The organism is Alkalimonas mucilaginosa (assembly GCF_036327005.1).
In the GTDB taxonomy this organism is placed as follows: Bacteria; Pseudomonadota; Gammaproteobacteria; order Enterobacterales; family Alteromonadaceae; genus Alkalimonas; species Alkalimonas mucilaginosa.
Genome location: NZ_JAUGZK010000004.1, coordinates 84,618 through 108,583, shown reverse-complemented (window position 1 = coordinate 108,583; position 23,966 = coordinate 84,618). Strand labels below are relative to the sequence as shown.

Sequence of the window (23,966 nt, the reverse complement as noted above, 5' to 3'; positions counted from 1 at the left end):
GGTTATTTCCAGCTTTTCAGCTTATGGCCTTTGACGGCATAGAACAAGATAAAGGCATAGCATGGCAGCATGACAAAATAAGCGCCCTGCTGGCCTAAACCGGTGTCACTGAACAAGCCCCACAGCAGCGGACCAAAAGCACCACCGGCGATGCCCATAATCAATAATGCCGAACCAATGCTGGTCAGATGGCCAAGGCCGGATAAAGCCAGCGGCCAGACCGCCGGCCAGACAATAGCATTCGCCAGACCCAGCAGTGCAATAAACATCAGTGTATCAGGCAAGGCCACCCCACCAAAGGGCACCAGCACCGTATTGGCGATAGCGTACGACTCGTTATTGCCAAAAACCACCGCCAAAGTCAGTATCACCCCAAGCACGGCTGAAATTGCCAGCGCGGTTTGCTGTGACAGTACCCGTGGGATCAATGCGATGCCCAAACAATAACCGACCACCATACACACCATGGTGTAGGAGGTCATCACACTGTAGCGCTCGACACCAAGCGACAAGGCATACATGCCGATGGTATCGCCGGCAATCACTTCCACCGCCACATAGACAAAGAGTGCGACCACCCCCAACACCAAGGCAGGCTTAGCCAACACCGCTTTTAGCTGGCTTTGGCTGGCACTGGCTGCATCAGGCTGTGCCTCTTCTACCAGTTCCGGCAAAGGCGAAAAACGAACCGCCAGTGCCAATAAGCCAAGAAAAATGGCTAAGCCAAGATAAGGCAATACCATGCGATCGGCCATGGTATCGATTTGGCCCTGTGTTAACTCAGCACCAGCCGGTGCGCTCAGGCTGCCAATCACCAGGGCAGTAAACACCAGAGGAGCGACCACACCGGCGCCTTTGTTTAAAATACCCATAATGCTGACCCGCACTGCCGCCGTTTCTTCCGGCCCAAGCCGCACTACATAAGGGTTGACTGCGGTTTGCAACAAGGTTTGACCGGCACCAATCACCAGCTGAGCAAATAAGAACACTGCAAATATCTGCGTTTTCGCCGCTGGTATATACAGCAACCCCGCCAGCATCATCACACCAATACCCAGCGCCATGCCATTTTTATAACCGACTTTACGGATCAGCCAGGCCGATGGCAGCGCGGTGAAGGTCACCGCGATGTAGAAAGAAAACAGAATGAGCGCGGCCTGCGTGGTATTCAGTTGCAGCATCTGGGTCAGATACGGCATTAAAGAACCATTTAACCAGGTGGCAAAACCCAGCACAAAAAATAAGATGGCAACTATCACCATCGGCATCAGTTGTGTACGCCTGACGCTTTGTGTTGCTGCAGCTTCCATAAATACCCCTTGTTGATAAAATGTCCGGTTACAACCGGATCTGGCTATAGCTGCCGGTAGCAGCCTGAATTAGTACCTTTAATTACCAAGCCAAAGCGGTTGGCCTTGCCACCAGCTTCGCTGGCACTGTAAATCATCCGTCAGCAGCACCATATCGGCCAGATAACCCGGCTGCAATTTACCGCGCACATCCGCACAACCAATGGCTTCGGCCGGATAGAGTGCCGCCATTCGCAGGGCTTCAGCAAGCTCCAACCCCAGCACCTGTACGGCATACTGTACTGCCGCGGCCATATCCAGCACCGAGCCAGCCAGCGAACCGGCCTCATTGGTCAACTTATTGCCTTGCCGGGTTACCTTGCCATCAAAAAAAGCAAACTCGGTATCACTGGTACCAACCGGTGACATCGCATCGGTCACCAGTAGCAGCTTTCCTGGCGGTTTGGCTGCTAATGCGACTTTCGCCGCAATAGGGTCCATATGGTAACCATCCAAAATAATACCGCACCAGCTAGCAGGGTCGGCCAGCGCTACCCCAACCATGCCGGGCTCACGCGACGTCAATGGTGACATGGCATTGTATAAATGGGTAAAGCCGGTAGCGCCGGCCTGCAGTGCAGCCTGTACCGTAGCTGCATCGGCATTGGAGTGGCCTAAGAATACAATGACACCGGCAGCAACCAGTTGACGTATTTGCTGTGGCGGTATGGTTTCCGGTGCTACCGTTACCATGCGAATGCCAAGATCGGTGCGCTGGTACAACGCCAATTCTTCCGCCGATAATGGCCGGATCTGACTTGCCGGGTGCACGCCTTTTTTGGGTACCGACAAGTGCGGCCCCTCAAAGTGAATTCCCAGAATACCTGGCTCGCCGGCAGCGATGGCCTCAGCCACTGCATCTGCCGCTTGCTGCATGGTAACCAGGCTATCGGTAATAACGGTTGGCAACATGGCGCTGGTGCCAAAACGAGCGTGAGCCTGCATCATGCAAGCCAGTGTCTCCTTAGTTGGCGCAGTATTCAATAAAACGCCGCCGCCGCCATTGACCTGAATATCAATAAACCCCGGCACCAGCATACCGTCAGTGACAGCGCTGGCATCGCAAGGTGCAATAGCGGAAATACGGCCTTGTTCAATCGACACTGTGCTGTTGGAATGCCAGTGCTCACCATCAAACAGACGGGCAACGTTCAGCTCAAAACTGTTCATAACGCGGGGATCCTTGCTGCTGTGTTAATTGCTGAGCATACCATACAGCCCCCCACTCCGGCGCAGCTTTTGCATTGGTTATATGGCAGCGTACCGCCGGATCCAGGTAAGGCTCTAACTTATATGCCAGCCCGCCAATCAATGCCAGCTGCGGTGGCTCAATGGCCAATAAACGATGTGCAATGGCATTTATATGCGAAGCCCCTTGTTGCACAATAACATTGGCGCACAGATCCCCTTGCTCAGCGCAGGCAAACACCAAAGGAGCATAGCGGGCATAACTGGTAGGGGTGGCATGCATAAAATGCTGCACCAGCGCCAATTGGTCATGGCAATGGCTGGCTTGCAGTAAAGCCGACGTCATCGCTGTTGGGGCAGCTAAACCATCCAGGCTTAACAACACATGATGCACCATTTGCAACCCAAACCAGGCACCGCTGCCATTGTCGCCATAAGGAAAGCCATGACCACCCACTTCGATGATCTGTTCCCCAACCTGGGCCAGACCACAAGACCCGGTGCCAATAATAATCACAGCACCGTCTTTGCCCTGATGGGCGCCCATGCAGGCAATATGCAAATCACTGGTGAGATGAAAGGCAGCAAAAGGATGCTGCCATTCCCGGAATAAAGCGTAATACTGGGGTACATTGACCCCGGCCAACCCCGCACCTACCGTGATTTCAGCCATACTGCGCTCAGGCAGGCCGGCACAAAGTAACGCCTGACGCGTGGCATCCATAATGGACGCCGTTGCTATCTCCATACCCCGTAGTGGATTCCCTGGCCCGGCAATGCCTTCACCCAGCACCTTTGAATCCTCGGATACCAGAATAGCGCGGCATTTACTACCACCACCATCAATGCCCAGATACAGATGCTGCGGCTCTGTTGCTGTTTTCATTCAGTTCCCCAATGCAACCTGCTGCTAAGTGCTGTCGATTAATTGTGCAAAAAAGCCGATTGACAGCGTTGTCATTTTTACCAAACAGCATATAATAAATCTGCAAAATGACAAGACCTATGATGATTATTTGAGCTTATTTTTTTATGCAGTATGGTTTAAGCTTATGAAAAAACGGAGATTACCTGATGATAAAAAACCTACTCGCGCTCAGTCTGAGCGGCCTGAGCTGGCTGGCACTGGCCGGACCATTTCAGAGCCAACAGCAACTGACTGACTTTACCGCCGGCACCCAATGGTTTTTTGCCATTGACTCCGATGTGCTGGCTTCAGACAGCCGCTTTCGAGCCAGAATAGAGCTGCACAATCAATCAGGCCTTGACTTACCCGGCGGCGAACAGGACTGGGCCTGGTACTTTCATTCCATTCGCAAAATTAACGATACCGAGTCTCATGGTTTGCTGATCCAGCATATTCAGGGCGATTTGCACAGTATCCGTCCTACAGCCAGCTTTGCAGGCCTGGCACAAGGTGAGTCTGTGACTTTGCCTTATTACCCCAGCGCCCCAAAATTGAGTTATTCCGATTGGATGCCCCGAGCCTTCATGGTGGTTGCAGACATGCCTCCGGCCATCTTTAAAAATACCGATACCGAAGACTACCGTCAGTTTGTCCGCCCGATTGCTACGCCAGAGCATATTCCACTGGCCGAGCAGGCGGATCATCCGGCCGCCACTATGACCAATGCCAGGCGCTATCAACAAAACTCCAGGATAACTAGCGGCTCAGCTTTATCTACCGAAGCTTTGCAACGGCGTATTATCCCGCAGCCGGTTCAAATGCAACACCGCAGAGGCTTTACCCCTTTCAGCGCAGCTTGGCAGTTGCAGGCGCAAGGCGGCCTGATCTCAGAGGAAAGCTATCTTTCGGCGCAACTGAGCAGCTACTTTGGCCAACCACTTAGCAGCCAACAGAACAGCCCGGTAATCAAATTGCGTCTGGATAATAGCTTGCCAGGACTAAAGCCTGAAGGCTATCAGCTGTCAATTGAACGGCAACGCATTCAGATCACCGGCTATGACGAGGCAGGGGTATTTTATGGTATTCAAAGCTTACTGGCCCTGTTACCAGCCCAGGGCGGTGGAGAGGTACAACTGCCTCAGCTCAGCATACTGGATTACCCGCGTTATCGCTGGCGCGGCATGCATTACGATATGGCGCGAAACTTTCATGGCCTGGATGTGACCTTGCGCTTAATTGAGCAGATGGGCCGCTACAAACTGAACAAGCTGCATTTGCACCTGACCGAAGATGAGGGTTGGCGGCTGGAAATTCCTGGCTTACCGGAATTAACCGAGGTGGGTGCGAACCGCTGCTTTGATTTATCTGAACAACAGTGCTTGCTTACCCAGCTCGGCACAGGGCCCTACGCATCAGGCTCTGGCAACGGTTATTACAGTCGGGATGAGTTTATTCAGTTGCTGCGCCATGCCAAAAAACACCACATCGAAGTGATCCCGGAAATTGATATGCCTGGCCATGCCCGGGCGGCTGTGAAGGCGATGGATGCACGCTATCAGCGCTTGTTGGCCGCCGGACAACCCGAAGAAGCTCGTCGTTACCTGCTCTCGGAGGCGGATGATCGCTCTGAATACCTGACCGTACAAAATTACAACGACAATTCCATCAACGTCTGTCTGGACTCCACCTATGCCTTTGTCGATAAAGTCATGTACGAACTGCAGCAAATGTATCGTGCAGCTGATTTACGCCTGCAGGTATTTCATATGGGTGGTGATGAAGTGGGCGCAGGCTCCTGGCAAGCCGCCCCGGCCTGTGAGCAGTTATTTGCCGAGCCATTGAATGGCGTAGCTGGTGTAGCAGATTTAAAACCCTACTTTATCAATAGAGTCGCTCAACTCAGTCACCAGCGCGGCCTGGCTATGGCTGCCTGGGAAGATGGCTTGATGGCAGATAAAGTCCGTCCTTTTCGCCGCGAGCAATTCGACAACAAAGAAGTCATTGTCAATGCCTGGGACAATATCTGGGAACTAGGTTATGGTGACAGAGCCTACCGCTTTGCCAATGAAGGCTTTCAGGTAGTGCAATCTTCAGCCACCAATCTGTATTTTGATCACCCCCATGAGGTTCACCCCGAAGAACGTGGCTACTATTGGGCAGCCCGCTCTACCGATACCGAAAAAACCTTTTTCTACCGGCCCGATCATTACTACAGCAATGCCGAGTACACCCGGGATGGCAGCCCTATCACCGATCTGGCAACACTGATGGGACGCGCCCTGCCAGCGCTGGAAAAGCCCGAGAATATGCTGGGTATTCAGGGACAGGTGTGGAGTGAAAGTATCCGTCTGCCAGAACAATTAGAGCCAATGATCTATCCACGTATTATTGCGCTGGCCGAACGAGCCTGGCACAAAGCTGATTGGGAGCCGAATAAAAACAGCGCCGCAGCACGTCAGAGCTGGCAACAGTTTATCCAGCGACTCACCTCAGTAGAGTTTCCACGCCTGGCACAAGCGGGCGTTGGCCACTATGTGCCACCACCTGGAGCAATCCGCGAGCAGGGCCAGATCAAGGCCAATCATGCCTGGCCAACAATCAGCATTGAATACAGCCTGGATCAGGGGCAAAGCTGGCAACGCTATCAGGAGCCATTGTCGCAGGATGCAAATACCGAGGTTTGGCTAAGAAGCCGAAGCCTTTCAGAGCAAAACAGCCGCATTATCCGGCTGTAAGTATCCAAGCTTCAGGCCCCGCTGCAGCGGGGCTTTTTTTGGCCCATAAAAAAACCAGCAAAGCACGCTTTGCTGGTAAAAGACCCTTGGATAAAGGATTGGCAATAAACTCAACATCCATGTTAGCCGTCGGTGTTTGCTACCAACTACCAATAACAAACACCAGGGAATTACCGTTTGATCCGGCACCATCAAACTCCCGGGGAGTGGATGCGACAAAACATCCCAGCGTGCAATCCCCACAGAAATGACAACGCTGTCAAATGCAACTATATGCTGTTTTTTTCGACAGTGCAAGTGCTTTACAGCAAAATTTGACGTGCTAATTCAAACCAAAAGGCAGAAAAAAAGGGCCAGATGGCCCTTTATGCAGCAAAGTACCTCAACTATCAGGCGGTAGCCGCTGCTTCCGCCGGTGCTTCTTTCTCACTTTGCCAGCGCGTCAGGTGCTGTACTTGTTGCACCGACAACATCTGAGCGTAGATAGGAGCCAGATAGCCTTGCTTGCGCAACTCGTTAAACTGCTCATCACTCAGCTCATTGAGTTTCTTTTCATCAATTAAAAACAGCCCATTGATCTCACGCTTATTGCCATTAATCTGCACTGTCAGCGTTTTTGCTTCCAGTAGATTCAGGGCTGTCAGCTTCTCAACAAAGGTACGTGTGACCCGGCTGGTATCAAAGAAGTCGGCCAGCTGTTGCTTCGCACGTTGCAGCAACTCGGACTCTTCACCCTGCTCGGTGAACAGAGCTTCGCCTTCATCTGTTGCGAAACGCGGGCTGTTCTCATCGATACCAATAGTCAGCTGTTTGTCGTTTTCCGGATCTGCAGTTAAGAAAAACGGATAGTTACGGGCAGACATCGGCACATAGGAAGCCTGCATTTGCTCATCCCGCAGATACAGGTTTTTACCCGGCTCCAGGCCAAGCAGTACCACAGGCTGGAAGTTACCAGAGTCATTATTCTTCACAAACACGATTGGGTAAGCAGCAGAAGCCGGACCAAACTCATGCACTACTACCGGCAGCAAATGCTCCTCGGCGATATGGGCAAAAGGTTGTTTGAAATGCACTCGCAGCCCCTGGTGCTGCTCTTTGGAAAGTGGAACTATCTTAGCTGTCATAGTAAATCCATACGTCATGTTATGTACAAAAAAATCGCCCGATTACCTTACTGCAGTTTGCCGCGGGGTGCCATAGCTGGTCGAAAGAAATTTGTAGTCACCAAGCGGCGATAACCCTGCTCTTACATGTGCACAAAAATCACACAACAACATTGACAGCGCTGTCAAATCGCCTTACCTTTAAATTGCAACACAAAGATAAACAGACGTTAAACATATGGCCTATTTATATCAGGATTCTTTTACCTGACATTATCTGAGTATGGGCGCAGTCATAGAGAATAACCTGAATGTTTTCCATGTAATTAAGGACTATAAAATGAAAGCAACTACGTTAGCACTGACAGCCTCCTGTGCTTTTACGATCTCAATCTTGTCATTTCCTGCCGCCACTGATGATTTACAAAGTTGGCGTGGATTACCCGATTACAGCGGTGAAGTATCAAGCCATCATGGCTTGCCAAAGCTGCGACCGGATCATGAAAAATCTGAACGTTATATCATCAAGTTCAAAAGCACTGAATTGCTAGCTTATGCCGGTACACCAGTGACAACAGGTGCCGAGCAATTATCAGAGATGAAAGCATCTTATACCCAGGCCGCGGAGTCTGTGCTGTCGCAGCATCAGGCAGAGACCATTATGCACCTTGACTTCGCCCAAGCCAGTGTAGCTAAGCTGAATCAGTACCAGCTACAGGAGTTAGCAAAGCATCCGACGGTAGAGTACATCGAACAGGACCATAAACGTTACATTGACGATGTGAAAAGTTTGGACACCATCACTGCAATGTCACAAACGACGCCTTACGGCATTACCATGGTACAAGCCAATCAGGTCAGCGATGCCAATGCCACCACTATGAAGGTGTGCGTGATTGATAGCGGTTATCAGCTCAGTCATCCTGACTTACCAACAGCCGGAGTCACAGGTTCCACCTTCTCCGGGCATGGTGCCTGGTCAACAGATGGCAGCGGACATGGCACTCATGTGGCGGGTACCATAGTCGCTTTAAACAACAACATTGGCGTAGTGGGTGTACTGCCTTCAGGCCTGGTTGGCTTGCATATTGTTAAAATTTTCAATGATTCAGGGAGTTGGACACATGCATCCAACCTGATCCAGGCTGTTCAGTTGTGTCAAAACGCCGGAGCCAACGTGGTTAATATGAGCCTGAGTGGCCCTAGCTCAAATACCACTGAAAGCAATGCCATGAGTAACTTCTACAACAACGGCATGTTGTTAGTCGCCACTTCAGGGAATCTCGGTAATACCAACTTTCGTTACCCGGCATCCTATGATGCGGTGATCTCAGTGGCCGCTGTGGATGCAAATAAAAACCACGCCAGTTTCTCTGTAAGAAACTCTCAGGTTGAGCTCTCCGGTCCCGGAGTGAATGTGCTTTCCACTTGCAACAATAGCAATTATTGCAATAAATCTGGCACCTCGATGGCAGCACCACACGTTACTGGTGTTGCCGCACTGGTATGGAGCAATCATCCGCAGTGTACCAATGCTCAAATTCGGAATGTGCTGAATCAGACTGCAGAGCATCGGGGTACGTCAGGTCGCAATAACAACTTTGGCTGGGGTATTGTCCAGGCTAAAGCTGCCCATGATTGGATTACTAGCAATGGCTGTGATGGAGGAGGAAGCAGTGATTATACATGGCAATATGCGCCAACTTTCAATAGCCGTGTTTGCCCTATAGGCTCTATTCCGGGAACTGTAACACTCCAGAATCTCGGCTCAACCTGCCCTAACCATAACAAGATTGCCAGAACTAATGAATATGTAACAGGTCTAGGAGGGGCGGGTGGTCCTGGGTGCTACAAAGCTTTGCAATGCCGTTAATTGCAACATTCAAGGCTAGGCTGACTTACGCAGCCTGGTCTTGTGAAATAACTGCGTTATCAATACATGCTAACGCAACCTTCTATTGCTTATTTATAAAGGATAATACCTATGAAATGGTTTCTCTATGCCGCTGCAGTGCTGTTTGTAGTCAGTTCAGCTGTGAGCGCAGATGAAGTGAATGAAGTTAGTAACAACAAGAAAGCCTGATCCATCTATCTCAGCCAGATTTTCATGATCAGATAACCAGCCAAAGGTTGTGACTACTGCCTCAATAGGCTCGCAGAATTTTTGATGTAATCACATTTATAATCAATTTTTTGCCTTGGCAAATAAAGAAGGGGAAGCCTTTGGCTTCCCCTTCTTTCTGCTTAAGCAATTATTGTGACATTTTAAAAACGGACGTTTACACCTGCAGTAAAACGACGACCATTCTGGTACAAAGAGGCTGGACGAGTCTTATCAATATGGTATTGATACAAGTCCTCATCCAATAAGTTCACAGCCTCTACCACAAATGAAACATTGTCATTGAAGTTGTATGTCAGGCTGGCATCCAACTGACCGAATGCATCGGTATAGACTTCATTACCAAACTCACCAACCCCATTGAAAAACTCGGTCCGGTAGTTGTAACTTAAGCGGGCACTAAACATATCATTCTCAAAGTAACCGGTCAGGTTAGCCATATGCCGGGAGTTACCTGCAATCAAACCAGAGCCTGGGTTATTTACAGCATCACGGTCCTGGTCACTCTTAGCATCTGTATAAGTATAGTTGGTGATAAACCCAAAATAACCAAAAGCTTGCTGGTACGAAACTTCAAGTCCTTGTACCCGGCCACCTAAACCATTTTTCGGCTCTGTAATTGTGACTTCTACCATCTCATTATTCGCTTCATCAAACGCCATTTCACGAGTAACAGAGTTAAGTACAGAGCCCTGAATATCCTTGTGGAAGTAGGTAAAGGCAATTAAGGAGCTTGAGTTAAAATACCACTCATAGCTCAAGTCAAATTGATTGGCGCGTACAGGCTCTAAGAATGGGTTCCCCCTATTACCGCTGCGAGTTGGGATATTAACTGACTGCTGATTAGCAATATTGACATAATCAGGTCTAGACATAACGCGCGCAGCAGAGAAGCGAACCAAGCTATCGTCTGACAAATCAAATACCACGTTGATATTTGGCAACACATCCGTATAGCTATGTTTCAGTGTATCGTATGCCACCCCCCAGTCACCACCCTGACTCGGCTCCAGTTCATTCGCTAAAATAGCGTAGCCACCAACCATATTAACTGACGCTGCAACCCAATCACCATTCCAGCTATAACCTGATGAGGAAACATCCGTTTTCACCACCCTCACCCCAACATCGCCACGCACTCTATCGCTGGAAAAGTCAGCCTTTGCATAACCAGCCCAAATTTTCTCATTAACTTCCCAGGTATTTGGCAAAAATAAGAAGGTTGCGGTTGGTGAATCATACGCCTGTGCAGGGAAGGCTAACTCTGCAGATTTAGCACGACTCATTAAGGGATAAAACGCATAGCTATCACCACTAGCGAACGAGGAAAACGGAATAGGGTTGCCTGTCCATCCCATTGCGGCAGCTCCCCAACTACCTTGACCGGCTCTTACGTCGCCATAGGGACCATTGATCGGATCATTGTGCTGAGAGTCTGCTAACCAATGAAAGCGGGTTCCATCCTGACGTTGGCTTTTATCATGGTCCTGAACCAGAGTTCCAACTTTTAATGTATGGAAAATACCATGATCAATGTCAAACTGAAGATCCAGGCCGGCATAATTTTCTTTGTCGGTCATCAACCGAGAGCCTTCTTGCATCCAGTCTAAAGTACGATTTTCAATATCAGCGAAAGTCTCCAAATTACCGGCTGTGACATAGTTGCTAAGATTTAAGCCAGAATCATAAGATGAGCTAACATAACTGCCATTGAATTGGTGATAACGGTCGCGTGAAGTACCACCTTCGGCTTTGGTAGTTCCTAGTTTACCAGTAATTATCACACCACTTGGCAGCTCATGGTTAATCTCTAAATCGTAGGACTTAGCATCGCTGTATGAAATACGGTCAATGATAGCGAATTCAGATGAGGCGTTATTTACCTGCCCAGCAACAATACCGCTACCGGAAATAACAGCAGAGTCTTCAACAAAGCCACTATTGAAGAAAGTATAGAGATTGTGATTAATGTTGTTAGCATCCAACTTTGTGTCCAGCACATTCAATACCACATCAGTCTGAGCTGTTGGTCGCCACTGTGCTGTTACCAAGGCAGTGGTTCGCTTACGCTCTTGCTGAAAGTAAGCATTCCCAATAATACGGGGAGCCCAGTAATCTTCGCCATCTACTTCTTGTCGGTCGAAACCAAGAACTTCTTTCCCTTTACGTGCTAAAGAGCGCTCCTGACGCGTTAAGGAAACCAAAAGACCAAAAGTCTCATCAGCATTTTTCCAAGAATATAGCCCGGATAATTGCGGATCCCACTCTTTAGATACATCGCTGTACTGTCCCTGCACTTGTAAAGATATGGTATTGGCATCCAAATCCAATGGTTTACGAGTTTTCAAATAAACCGTACCACCTAAAGAGCCTTCCTGGATATCCGCTTGTGGTGTTTTATAAACCTCTAAGTCGGACACGACGTTTGATGGTAGTAAAGTAAAGTTAAAAGCGCGCGAAGGATTATCCAACACAAACCAGTCAGCAGATGCTACTGAGGCACCATTGAGTAAGGTACGGTTTTGCGCAGGATCGGTACCACGCACAGCTATTTTTTCGCCCTCACCAAAACCACGGGTTACTGACACACCCGTAATACGAGATAGAGATTCTGCTACGTTTTTATCCGGAAACTTGCCGATATCCTCAGCAGTAACGACATCAACGACGGCGCCAGAAAACCGCTTGGCATTTAAATTGGCTTCTTGCGAAGCTCGGATACCACGAATTTGAATCACTTCTACATTTTCATCGGTAGCACCATCATTGGCCATAACCGGCATGCTGAGGCCAAAGGCTCCCACCATTAAGCCCATTTTGACCGCCAGGGCGCATTTAGTTATTTTATTGCTGGACATAAGTTTCTCCCGTTCCTGTTATTCTCTTGTGCTGTCTTTTTTTCGAATCCCTCAATGACAACGCTGTCATTGAAATTTAACTTACACAAAAAAAATTCGTAATGCAAACCAAAATCGATGAAAATTTCAACTATTTTCTGCTCAATTTATCAGCTATCAAGCCAATGAACTGTGCAACACAAGGCCCTAAAGCTTTGAAACAAAGGGCTGCTTGCTAATTGAACAGTGCTTGATATCCTTTATAATAGCGCTAAGGATAGCATCAGACCATTGGATAACTTGCGATTTGGTCAAAAAACGCGTATCACTATCACATAAATGCTAAAAATTTGACCAGCGCTGTCATCTTGGTTCCATAACCTTAATGACCCCTTGCCTACTCGTCCAATTTTAAGTGTAACGAATTGTACTTATTTGCAGGATAAATCGATGAAAGTCACCATCAATGATGTGGCCAAACGGGCCGGAGTGTCGATAAAAACCGTGTCCCGGGTGATGAACAATGAACCCTCGGTGCGCAAAGACACCTACGATAAAGTAATGGCGGCCATCAACGAGCTGCATTACCAGCCAAACTCCGCCGCCCGTAACCTGGCCAGCACCCGGTCGTACAGCATTGGCTACATCTACGACAACCCCAATGCCTATTACATCATTGATATGCAAAAAGGCTTGCTGGATAGCTGCAAAAAGCATGGCTACGAGCTGCTGATCCACCCCACCAATGCCAAATCCCCCGGCATTGTCGAGGAAGTCAAAGAGCTGGTCAGCAAGTCGCGGCTGGCCGGTTTAATTTTAACCCCGCCTTTTTCAGAAATGCCGCATATCGCCGAGGCACTGGAAGATATGAAGGTTGATTTTGTGCGAATTGTTTCTGGCTCGACCCCATCACCAGGCGTGCACAACTGCGTGCTGATTGATGACTTTACCGCTGCTTTTAAAATTACCAATCATTTGCTTGAGCTGGGCCATATCGATATCGCCTTTTTATGCGGTGATGAGGAGCACAGCTCCAGTGGCGAACGTTTAGCTGGCTTTAAAGCCGCCCTGACCAAGCGTGGCTTGCAGGTGAATCCAAAGTTTATTGTGCCGGGTCATTACTCTTTTGAATCTGGCGTGGAAGGCGCCAAAAAACTGATGGCATTGCCGAAGAAGCCAAGCGCTATCTTTGCCTGTAACGATGAAATTGCTGCCGGCGCCCTGTTCAGTGCCCGGCTGATGAATATTAGCATTCCAGAGCAATTATCCATTGCCGGTTTTGAAAATAGCCCCTTTTCCCGCCAGACCTGGCCACCACTGACTACAGCGCATCAGCCAAACAGCACCATTGCTTCGCAAGCAGCCGAGCTGCTGTTTAAACACACCCGGCCCAATGCCAATAAAACGCAAATCATCGCCCAACCGGTGTTTATACCTGAGTTGCTGGTGCGGGAGTCGACCTGCCCGGCCAACAGCAAGCAAGGGTAACTAGCCGTCATAACAAGGGCAGCCTAAGCTGCCCATGTTGTTAACCTTCGAAGCTGTAATAAGTTGGCGAGCCTGGACCGACCGGTAAGCCCAGCACAAAGACCCACAGACAAAACAATGTGACCCAGCCGATAAAGAACACCATGGTGTAGGGCAGCATGGTAGCAATCAAGGTACCAATACCCATGTCTTTCTTGTAGCGTGCTGCCACGGCCAGAATCAAACCGAAGTAGCTCATCATTGGGGTGATCAGGTTGGTGACCGAGTCGCCGATGCGGTAGGCTGCCTGCACTACCTCTGGCGAATAACCAATAATCATCAACATTGGCACAAAAATAGGAGCCGTGATAGCCCACTGTGCTGAAGCCGAGCCCAGCATCAGATTGACGAAACCACACATGGCAATAAACAGAATGAACAACAGCGGGCCAGTTAGCCCCATCTCTTGCAGAAAGGTAGCTCCTTTCACCGCAAAAATAGTCCCTAAGTTGGTCCAGCCAAAGAAAGCAACAAACTGTGCTGCAAAGAATACCAGCACAATATAGAGCCCCATTGAGCCGATACTTTTCGACATAGCATTGATCACATCTTTATCATTTTTCATGGTGCCGGCGATTCTGCCGTAGATAAAGCCGGGAATAGCAAAGGTAATAAAGATATACACCACAATGCCGCGCAAGAACGGCGAGCCCAGCACTCCACCGGTATCCGGATTACGCAGTATGCCATTTTCGGGTACAACCGTTAATGCCAGCAAACCAAGCAAAGCAGCCAATGCAAGGCCGGCACCGATCAGGCCGCGTTTCTCTTCCGGGCGCAGTGACTCCAGTCCCTGACTTTCCAGATCAATGGATGCTTCCGAACGGTCGTATTTACCCAGCTTAGGCTCGACAATTTTTTCGGTGACAATGGCACCTAAAATGGCGATCACAAAGGTGCTGACCACCATAAAGAAGTAATTTGCTTCCGGGCCTACGGTGTAGTCCGGGTCAATCAAATGTGCCGCGGCTTCGGTAAAACCAGCCAACAAGGGATCAATGGTACCGATAAGTAAATTAGCACTGTAACCGCCGGATACGCCGGCAAAAGCTGCAGCCAGGCCAGCCAGCGGGTGGCGCCCAAGCGAATAGAAAATAGCGGCTGCCATGGGGATCAGCACCACATAACCCAGCTCAGAGGCCGTATTGGAGACGATACCGGCGAAGACAATAGTGACCGTTACCATACGCGGTGACGCGTTCATCACCATGCCCCGCATGGCAGCTGAAATCAGACCGGAGTGCTCTGCCACACTGACACCCAGCAGCGCCACCAGTACCACACCAAGCGGCGGGAAATTGGTAAAGTTTGTCACCAGGTTGGAGACAATGCGCTGCAGGCCATCAACACTAAGTAAGCTAACGACGGTAATGACGCCATCTGGCGCACGACCAGCAGCCCCTTCCGGCCTTGGATCTATAGCACTTAACTCAAAAAAAGCAGCCACACCACTCCCCAGTATGACCGCCAGGGCAAAGAGCGCGAATAAAGTTACCGGATGGGGCAAAAGATTACCAAGCCACTCAACCGTATCCAAAAAGCGGGTAAACCAACCACGTTTTTCAGTCGGGGTATCGGATTGCTGAGAACCAGCCATAAAAGCCTCTTCATTGTATTTATTGGTCGTTCAACTGCTGCTGCAATCAAGCCTATAGTGGTGAGAATAATACTTTTAACACCTTATCGCTAAAAATAGGCAGAACAGCGCAAATTCAGCATTAAAATAAGCAGGAACCCAGCAGAAACGACACTTTAATCGTAATAAACCGCCAGACTGTACCATAATTAAAGCCGACCAGAAAAGCCGATCAGTTGAATTTGCCCCCTATAGCCACCCGGATGGCTATGACCATCTGGCAAGCTGAAACATCGCTATAGCACTAAAGTACCGTTGCTGCTTGCCAGCTGTCTGCCTAGCATAGGCCATAGCAATTCATCAAAGGAGCCGCAGTTATGCGTATCGTCATTACCGGAGCGACCGGTGGTATTGGTTATGCCGTTGCCGAACATTTTGCCCGAGAGTCCCATCAGGTGGTACTGGCCGATCTGTTGCCAGAGCGCATCGAGCAATGCGTCGCAACCTTGCGCCAACAAGGACTGGATGCTGAAGGTGTGGTGCTGGATGTTACCAACGCTGATGCTATCGCGCGCTGCGCCAAGGATTTTCCAGCCGATGTACTGGTGAACAATGCCGGCATTCAGCATATCGCCCGGTTAGAGGATTTCCCGGCCGAGAAATGGCGTTTGCTGCTGGAGGTAATGCTGACGGGGCCTGCCATGCTTAGCAAAGCCATGCTACCTGGTATGCAGCAGCGAAATTTCGGCCGTATTATCAATATCGGTTCCATTCATGCTCTGGTTGCTTCACCATTCAAATCAGCCTATGTTGCCGCTAAACATGGGTTGATTGGCTTTAGCAAGGTAGTGGCACTGGAAAACGCCAGCCATAATATCACCATCAACACCATTTGCCCGGCTTATGTCAAAACCCCTTTGGTAGAGCAGCAAATTGCTGCTCAGGCCAAAGAACATGGCATTAGCGAGCAACAGGTCATTGACACTATTATGCTGGCACCAATGCCACAAAAGGCTTTTATTGATGTGGCCGAAATAGCCGCCAGCGCAGCCTTTTTGTGCTCGGATGCCGCCCGGCATATCACAGCCCAGACTCTGGTACTGGACGGAGGCTGGACTGCACGGTAAGCTCAATATCACCAGAAACAGGTAGACCACTGTGCTGCCAACGGAGCCTGCATGAAAGAAGCTGTCGACTTGATTGCGGAGCAAGGCCACATCGGCCTGGGTACCATAGCCGCAATTTCAGTCATCTATCTGGTGGTGTTATTTAGTGTCGGCTACTTTGGCCGCCGCATTGACGGCAAACACCCGCTGGCGCCCTGGGTATTCAGCTTTGCGTTATCCATTTATTGCACCTCCTGGGCTTTTTATGGGGTGACGGCCCAGGCGGCGGTCAATGGCTGGTGGATCCCTCCCACCTACATCGGTTCCTTTATTCTGTTCTGGTTTGGCTTTCAGTTGATGGCACGCATCGCTATCGCCTGCCGGCGCTACCGCATCACCTCCATAGCCGATTTTATCGCTACCCGTTTTGGCCATTCGCGCTTGCTGGCCGTTAGCATTACGCTGATTTTATTTCTGGCAGTGATCCCGTACATCGCATTGCAGCTGCATGCGGTATCGACCAGCATTAATGTGCTGGTTGCCACAGAGCAAGCCAACGACTGGTTTCGTGATACCGGCCTTTATGTCAGCTTGTGGATGGCCGCTTTTGCCCTGTTGTTTGTCAGCAAAAGTGCCAAGGCACACCAGCCCAACCCCGGCCTGATGACTGCCATAGCCTTCGAGTCACTGGTTAAATTGCTGGCGCTGCTGGCGATTGGTGCCTTTGTTTGTTTTGGTATTTACGATGGTGTCCAATCCATTTTTTCTGCCGCCCGGGAGCACCCTGGCCTGCTCGAGCTGCAGCGTCAGGCACTGCCAACCCACACCTACTGGGTGCATGTACTGTTGGGCTTTACCGCCACGCTGTGTTTGCCGCGTATGTTTCATGTATCTTTTGTGGAGAATCAGCGGCTGGGGCATTTGCGCAGCGCCCGGTGGATTTTCCCGCTCTATTTACTGCTGATGAGCATCTTTACCCTGCCACTGGCGATGGCCGGCGTGATGTTATTGGGCCATGAGGGCAATATTGATCTGGTGGTATTGCAACTGCCGCTGGCCGCAAATCGCACCGATATTGCCTTGCTGGCTTATTTGGGTGGCTTTTCTGCCGCCACCAGCATGGTGGTGGTGGCCACTGTGGTGCTGGGCATTATGATTACCAACGAATTACTGACTCCGCTGCTGTTTCGGGCCCGTCAAACCGAACACAGCCCACCCGGGTTATTAAAAATTGCCAACCTTCGTCGTGGATCCATGCTGCTGGTGCTGATGCTGGGCTTTGTTTATTACCGCTGGATTGGAACCGACACCGGCCTGGCCCAGCTTGGCCTGATGGCCTTTACCCTGGTTGCTCAACTTGCGCCGGCGCTGATCCTGGGTTTGCTATCACGCCGGGTGAACCAACAAGGTGCTCTGGCAGGCTTACTGAGCGGAGCTGTGGTTTGGGCCTACATTCTGTTGCTGCCAGAGCTTAGCCGGGCTGGCTGGTTAAGTACCCAATGGCTCACCCAGGGGCCTTTTGGTATTGGCTGGCTGGCACCACATCAATTGTTTGGCTGGCAGGTCGATGCCATTACCCTGGGTGTCTTACTAAGCCTGAGCTGCAATTTGCTGATGGTACTGCTGGTTAGCCAGCTCACCCAAACCCGGGTGGGCGAATGGTTGGAAAGCGGCCGCTTCTTGCAAAAACAACAAACAGCCACTGTGAGCCATCGCCAGGCCCGTTTATCCATGCAGGATTGCTATCTGCTGCTGCGTCGCTTTGCCGGCGAATCCGAAGCCAACCGGGTGCTACAGCGTACCGTGCGCAGCACTCAGCTGGAGCAGTATGTGCCAGCACCAGCCAATTTATTGCAAGCGTCCGAGCGGGCTTTATCGGCAGTGATTGGTGGTGCTTCGATGCGCTTGGTGATGGATGCCGCCAGCCGGCACAGCCAGTTGCCATTGGAGACGGTGGCTCGTTTTGTCGATGAAGCCAGTCAGGTGTTTCAGTTTAACCAGGCCTTGTTGCAGGCCACCATTGATAACATCAGTCAGGGCATCAGTGTGGTCGATGCCGATTTACGGCTGATTGCCTGGAACCAGCGTTATCTGGATATGTTTGCCTATCCCCCTGGCCTGGTCGAGGTCGGCCGGCCGGTGGCCGATTTAATTCGCTTTAATGCCGAGCGCGGCCTTATTCACAGTGCCGATGTCGATAGCGAGGTCGAAAAGCGGCTAAGTTACCTGCGCCAGGGCAGCAGTTATAAGTTTCAGCGACCACAAAAAGATGGCAGGGTGTTCGAGATGCAGGGCAACCCGTTGCCCGGAGGCGGCTTTGTCACCACCTTTACCGATGTTAGTTCCTTTATTGATGTGCAGCAAGCGCTGGAGCAAAGCAATCTGACACTGGAGCAGCGGGTGGCTGATCGTACCCGCAAACTGGAAACCCTGAACCAGCAACTGCAACAGGCGCAGCAAAAAATTGAAGCCAGTACCCAGGCGAAAACCCGCTTTTTTGCCGCCGCCGGCCACGATTTGATGCAGCCTTTCAACGCTGCCGCTCTCTTTGCCGGCTTACTGCGGGAAAAAGCCGACTCGGTAGAGCAAAAACAGCTGAGTGAGCATTTGATCAGCTCACTGGATTCTGCCGAAGAACTCCTCACCTCTATTCTGGAACTGACCAAGCTGGATGCCGGCGTGATCAAAGCCCATCATCAGCCCGTTGCACTCCGTGAACTGCTGGACAATTGCGCCCGTGATGCAGCCATGCTGGCAGCTGAAAAGGGCCTGACCTTCCACTACCTACCAAGCAAGCTGGCGGTTACTACCGATCGCAAATTGCTTAAGCGAGTGATACAAAATCTGCTGGCCAATGCCATCCGCTACACCGATCATGGCCGCATCGTGCTCGGCTGCAAGCGCTACGGCGAAACCATAGAAATTCGGGTGATCGATACCGGCATTGGCATTGCACCAGAGGATCAAGAACGGATCTTTGAGGAGTTTCAGCAAGGAGACAGCCAGCATCACAAAGGCCTGGGGCTTGGGCTTGCCATTGCTCACCGCATTACCGGCATGTTACAGCATCCATTGATGGTACACTCCGCCCCAGATCGCGGCAGTTGCTTTAGTATCCGCCTACCGCTGTGCCGCACCTCACAGATGCGACTGGCACCAAACACAAAACCCGATATTACAGCCAGCTTTGCTGGCAAGTCAGTACTGCTTTTGGATAACGATGAGCGACTGCTGCAAGCCGTGACCGAACTGCTACGCAGCTGGGATTGTCAGGTACACCCTATTGGCCGGCCGGAGCAGGCGCTGCAAGCCATTCGCCAGGGTATCACACCAGATATACTGCTGTTTGATTACCATCTGGATAATGGTGCTACCGGGGTGATGGTGGCGGAACAACTAAGCAACCATTTTTCGCTGCAACTGCCGGTAATTATTCACTCGGCCGATCACAGTGAACAGGTCCGTGAACATGCCTTGAATGCCGGCTTTCATTTTCTGCTCAAACCCCTCAAGCCGATGGCATTAAAACGCTTATTCCAGCGCTTACTTCGCTAATCTGTTCTTAAATATTCGTTCTCGAAAAAAGTTCGCAGCCAGTGTGGCCGGTACAGCGCCATCAAGGTCACCGCCATACCATTGAGCAACGCTTCGGGAAAGCTGATCAACAACGACAGCACTAAGTAGTTATCCTGAATAATGTGCCAGGGGTAACGGCCATCGAGGAAGAACCAGGCAGAAGTTAAACCCATATGCAGCAACATGGTTAGGGCACTGGCGAAAAAGGCCGCCACAAAGATATAAATAAACAAATGGCGCGGTAAAGAATAGTAACTAAACCAAAAAATGCCAGCACTAAACAATGCTGGCAGCACAAAGGTGCACAGGGCATAGAGGCCACCATCGGCCGGTGGCACCTGACCCAGCGCCAGCATCACCAGTAGCGGCAATAAACAGATCCAAACCGCAATGCGCCAGCCATGACAAAGCGTGACCAGGGTAATACCGAGAAAATGCACCGCCAGCCCATCGTAAATGCGGGCCTGTAACAACCAAAGCAGCAGCAACACTGCCGCCGAGCCAAACACCAGATGCTGGTACTCTGGCTCTGCTTTGAGTTTTGGCCAGAATTCGCGCGGAAAGCTTAGCCAAAGTAGCGCCAGCAACAAGCCCCAACCTAACATATTCAGTACCATTGAAACGGCCCCCGAGCAACACACACTGAGGCTATGGTACCATTTTTCAGGGTGACACTCCGCTATCCAGTCAACCGCTCTGAGTACGCTTATCAGGCTGTGCTTAGCTGCTTTTCGCTGTCGCTGGCATTCTTTCGCACCGCATTATCAGCTTTGAGTAGCTGATCCAGCATTCCAAGCGGGTTTATGCCATCAGACACAAGGCGATGAAGAAATAAGCCCACTCCGGTTGAGCCAGCAGCGAAGTCGCAACTTATCTTGGTTCTGTTATCATCCGGAAAGGCCATCCCTTCATTTTTAGGTACCGCAAAGAGTTTCAGGCCATCGGCAACATGCCAGGCCAGTTGCCGGCTCTGTTCATCTTTTAGCAACAAGTACGCATCCAACAAAAAATGGCCAATCCCAGCCAGGCCAATCATCAGCCCTGAAGTTATGGCGTATTTTTGTGCAACCGAGGCTTTGGTTTTAGTAACGACTTCCAGATAGGATGGCTTACTGGTTACCAAGTAATAGCGTAAAGCCACACTGGCCACACCAGCACTGCCGTACGCAAAGTAAGGATACAATATCGTGTCTTCACTATGCCGGGGAAAACCATAAGAACCCTGGGTTTGCCTGCCATGCGCAATGTCGAACTGTAAAGCCGACTCTCCTATCGCCAGATACTTCGTCTGATTCGTTTCACAGTACATACACAGTAAAAACAAAGCCACACCACTGGAGCCTTCAAGGAAACCAATATCATGCCCCAGCTCTTCTGGTTGCCCCCAGTAGCAGCCGTGCTCACTGTGCTGTGCGGTACAACACAGCGCATCGGCCATTTGCTGTGCCAGCTCAAGACAGTCGGACTCGGCAGTCTGCAACCAAAGCTTCAGAGCCGTCTGGCCAACACCTGCCACACCGTAACCCAGCGACATCGATTGAAACAAATAACGATGGTGTTGAATCAGTGGTAGCAATTGCAAGGCTTGCTGATGCATACCCAGTTCTGCCAGAGCCCAGACTGCCCCGGCCAACCCATCCATCAAACCAACCGGTGATTGGCCATTTTGAAAACGAACCTGTTGTGCAAGCCAGCTTTTTAGTTCTGATGGAATGCTTCCCTGCATTAATTGCCAACCATAGGCCACACCACCAATGCCATAATCAAGAGCCAAGGGGTAATCCAGACCGGCTCCAAGTGGCAATAACCTTTTGCTTTTCGTGCAATCTAATAAGGTGTGATGATACCGCAGGATTTCAGCAAGACTGTGTGTAACAAACTGGCGTAGAGCGGTGTCATCTGATACTGCCGCTACGGTTTTCGCCTGAAAGCTCCCACTATCCTGCAACAGCGCCAGACATGGTCTTAACGATGTTAGCTCACCAGATAGCAGCAGCAAAGTGCAGTCCATGTATGCCTGGGGCAAACCTATGTCTTGCTGTAACTCCTGCAGAAAGAGTCTGGGGTACTCTGGCTGCAGGTTGATCAAAGTAGTATTTGGTACCAGCATCGCCAGCAGCACACAACCTAATGCGTAATAATCATCTTGCCATGTGACTTCATCGCTACTGGTCCGCTCCCACCTGGCATAACCGGGTGTGCAGATATTGATTGAGGCATCCACCCCAGGCTCCAAGGCCGCCTCAAAATCAATCAGCTTTAACTGCTTGGTTTCAAGGTCAATCATAATGTTGTTCAGGGATAGATCACCAAACAAAATACCTGACTGGTGCAATGTATTCAGCATGTTCAGTAATGCCTGGGCAAGGAGCATAAGTTCATCTAACCAGGCCTGCATCTCTTGCTGGCTGCTGCCAGTATGGATCAACTTGTTCTGACGAACTTGATATACTCGCAAAGTCTCTCCGGCCAGGAACTCCTGAGCTAAAAAGGTATGCTGCCACTCAGTAAACAATTTCAAAGGCTTAGGAGCAATATCAAATGCAGCAACTTTATGCAGTAGCCGGTACTCTTTTTGCAGCAAGCTGATGCAATCGGTATGCTGACCATGACCAACATAAGGCCGAGCTTCTTTAATCAAAGCTTTGCAGTTCGCTGCAGGATAATCCGCCAGATACACGCCACCTGCATTTGAAAACTTGATGGCCCCTTCCATCACAAAATCACCACCAAACAACGCATGCTCTTCCTCCTCATGCAGCATTGGCTCATGCAGCATTGGGAATACTTCAGTGATAAAGTCGGGCCGCCAATAATGCGGTACTCGCTGATCGTCAACAAAGTGGTAATTATCATCCAGTATTTGCGCAACACGACCTTTCCTGCTTCGCCTTTCGGATAAGCTTTGAAAGCCGCCATACCGGTAAAAAACAATGGATGAATCTTGAAATTGGGTGTCTGAAAAGATGTAGGGACCTTGCTCACCCTCTACAGCCTCAGCCAGTGATTGGATCAAATACTCGAATTGATGCTTATCACGAGGATACACGGTGATAAATTTTCCTGACGAGGCACGGCTGCAGTTTTTGCTCAGTAACTTTTTTAGAATTCCATTGTCACTGGCAAACTTAAACTCCACCTCTGCCGCTAGCAACACCGGAACCACTTTGCCAAGGATCCGTACTGCAGAGTCCAGTGTCGCCGTAAGATGGATTTTCCAACCTTGCACTGTATCGGATGGGAAAGGGGGACGGGCATAGATCCAAAAGTAATCCTGCTGCAAACGCCAGGTTGGCGGCAACAGGGGCTTCACTGCATCCAGATAAATTTTACCAGGCTTGCGCCACTCAAAGGGAATGTAGAAATCCTGATCAACATTCAGATCTTGCATGCGGTATCCTCAACAGAAATGGATAGCGAGCAGCCGAAGGCTAAGAACGCTGGCTAAAGCAAGACTTCAGCCAGCACAGATCATGCTTAGTTAGGGGCAATCACCTTATCGCGACAACCATTGCTGCCCATGCTCCATTCATTTGATTTGACACCACCACAATTATTGCTCCAGGTGCTCCAGGCTGCAGGTGCCAGATCGCCCGCAGTGCGACCACCTTGAACTTGTTTCAATTCTTGCAGGCCAAGAACTTTCATTTTGCTGTTCTGTTTCATGATGCTTCCTTATAGTCGAATTGACATACACTAGATCGTTGAAAACATATGGAGTGAGCTCACATCGCATGCAGCTGAGAAGTTTCCAGCCTCAGCTCAACCACACCAAAGAGTTTCACTTAAAAAACGATTAATTCAACCAGGAAAAACAGATATCATAATTTAATCATAAAATAATAACGATTCTATCAGCAGCAAACGCAGTCTATAGCGCTGCTTTACGGGGTACTATCGCAGCAATAAAAAAGGGCAGCCCGAAAGCTGCCCAATCAAA

The 23,966-nt window shown here is 50.1% G+C and carries 14 protein-coding genes; 5 read left to right on the top strand and 9 right to left on the bottom strand.

Annotation, left to right across the window (positions count from 1 at the left end):
- Positions 1 to 2: 2 nt before the first annotated feature.
- From nagP to nagK, 3 genes are all read right to left on the bottom strand, one after another.
- Entirely contained in the window at positions 3 to 1,310 is a 1,308-nt protein-coding gene (gene nagP / locus QWF21_RS06780; protein ID WP_330087290.1) for an N-acetylglucosamine MFS transporter NagP, read from the bottom strand.
- A gap of 78 nt (positions 1,311 to 1,388) precedes the next feature.
- Positions 1,389 to 2,519, bottom strand: coding sequence for an N-acetylglucosamine-6-phosphate deacetylase (nagA, locus tag QWF21_RS06775; RefSeq protein WP_330087289.1), 1,131 nt, complete (start codon positions 2,517 to 2,519; stop codon positions 1,389 to 1,391).
- Positions 2,506 to 3,423, bottom strand: a complete 918-nt coding sequence (nagK, locus tag QWF21_RS06770) for an N-acetylglucosamine kinase (protein ID WP_330087288.1) — start codon at positions 3,421 to 3,423, stop codon at positions 2,506 to 2,508. The genes nagA and nagK overlap by 14 nt, the downstream gene beginning before the upstream one ends.
- A gap of 188 nt (positions 3,424 to 3,611) precedes the next feature.
- On the opposite strand from nagK, the gene QWF21_RS06765 reads away from it, so the two are divergent.
- A complete protein-coding gene (locus QWF21_RS06765) occupies positions 3,612 to 6,179 on the top strand; it encodes a family 20 glycosylhydrolase (RefSeq protein WP_330087287.1) in 2,568 nt (855 codons plus the stop codon).
- Positions 6,180 to 6,568: 389 nt separating this feature from the next.
- Here QWF21_RS06765 and QWF21_RS06760 read toward each other — a convergent pair whose 3' ends face one another.
- Entirely contained in the window at positions 6,569 to 7,303 is a 735-nt protein-coding gene (locus QWF21_RS06760) for a SapC family protein (RefSeq protein WP_330087286.1), read from the bottom strand.
- 262 nt (positions 7,304 to 7,565) lie between these two features.
- Here QWF21_RS06760 and QWF21_RS06755 point away from each other — a divergent pair, with 262 nt between their 5' ends.
- Positions 7,566 to 9,155: a S8 family peptidase gene (locus QWF21_RS06755; protein WP_330087285.1), complete on the top strand. Its 1,590-nt coding sequence runs from the start codon at positions 7,566 to 7,568 to the stop codon at positions 9,153 to 9,155.
- Positions 9,156 to 9,547: 392 nt separating this feature from the next.
- Here QWF21_RS06755 and QWF21_RS06750 read toward each other — a convergent pair whose 3' ends face one another.
- Complete coding sequence (locus QWF21_RS06750; protein WP_330087284.1) at positions 9,548 to 12,262, bottom strand: TonB-dependent receptor; 2,715 nt, start codon at positions 12,260 to 12,262, stop codon at positions 9,548 to 9,550.
- Between the two features lie 429 nt (positions 12,263 to 12,691).
- On the opposite strand from QWF21_RS06750, the gene QWF21_RS06745 reads away from it, so the two are divergent.
- A complete protein-coding gene (locus QWF21_RS06745) occupies positions 12,692 to 13,729 on the top strand; it encodes a LacI family DNA-binding transcriptional regulator (RefSeq protein ID WP_330087283.1) in 1,038 nt (345 codons plus the stop codon).
- A 40-nt stretch (positions 13,730 to 13,769) separates the two neighbouring features.
- Here the strand turns inward: QWF21_RS06745 and QWF21_RS06740 are convergent, their stop codons facing one another.
- Entirely contained in the window at positions 13,770 to 15,365 is a 1,596-nt protein-coding gene (locus QWF21_RS06740; RefSeq protein WP_330087282.1) for an AbgT family transporter, read from the bottom strand.
- Between the two features lie 356 nt (positions 15,366 to 15,721).
- On the opposite strand from QWF21_RS06740, the gene QWF21_RS06735 reads away from it, so the two are divergent.
- Both QWF21_RS06735 and QWF21_RS06730 read left to right on the top strand, forming a co-directional pair.
- Complete coding sequence (locus tag QWF21_RS06735) at positions 15,722 to 16,471, top strand: 3-hydroxybutyrate dehydrogenase (protein WP_330087281.1); 750 nt, start codon at positions 15,722 to 15,724, stop codon at positions 16,469 to 16,471.
- A gap of 51 nt (positions 16,472 to 16,522) precedes the next feature.
- Positions 16,523 to 20,005, top strand: coding sequence for a PAS domain-containing hybrid sensor histidine kinase/response regulator (locus QWF21_RS06730; RefSeq protein WP_330087280.1), 3,483 nt, complete (start codon positions 16,523 to 16,525; stop codon positions 20,003 to 20,005).
- Here the strand turns inward: QWF21_RS06730 and QWF21_RS06725 are convergent.
- From QWF21_RS06725 to QWF21_RS06715, 3 genes are all read right to left on the bottom strand, one after another.
- Positions 20,002 to 20,643, bottom strand: a complete 642-nt coding sequence (locus QWF21_RS06725) for an energy-coupling factor ABC transporter permease (protein ID WP_330087279.1) — start codon at positions 20,641 to 20,643, stop codon at positions 20,002 to 20,004. The genes QWF21_RS06730 and QWF21_RS06725 overlap by 4 nt on opposite strands.
- 92 nt (positions 20,644 to 20,735) lie before the next feature.
- Positions 20,736 to 23,417, bottom strand: coding sequence for a class III lanthionine synthetase LanKC (lanKC, locus tag QWF21_RS06720; RefSeq protein WP_330087278.1), 2,682 nt, complete (start codon positions 23,415 to 23,417; stop codon positions 20,736 to 20,738).
- 86 nt (positions 23,418 to 23,503) lie between these two features.
- Positions 23,504 to 23,692, bottom strand: coding sequence for a hypothetical protein (locus tag QWF21_RS06715; protein ID WP_330087277.1), 189 nt, complete (start codon positions 23,690 to 23,692; stop codon positions 23,504 to 23,506).
- Between the last annotated feature and the right edge of the window lie 274 nt (positions 23,693 to 23,966).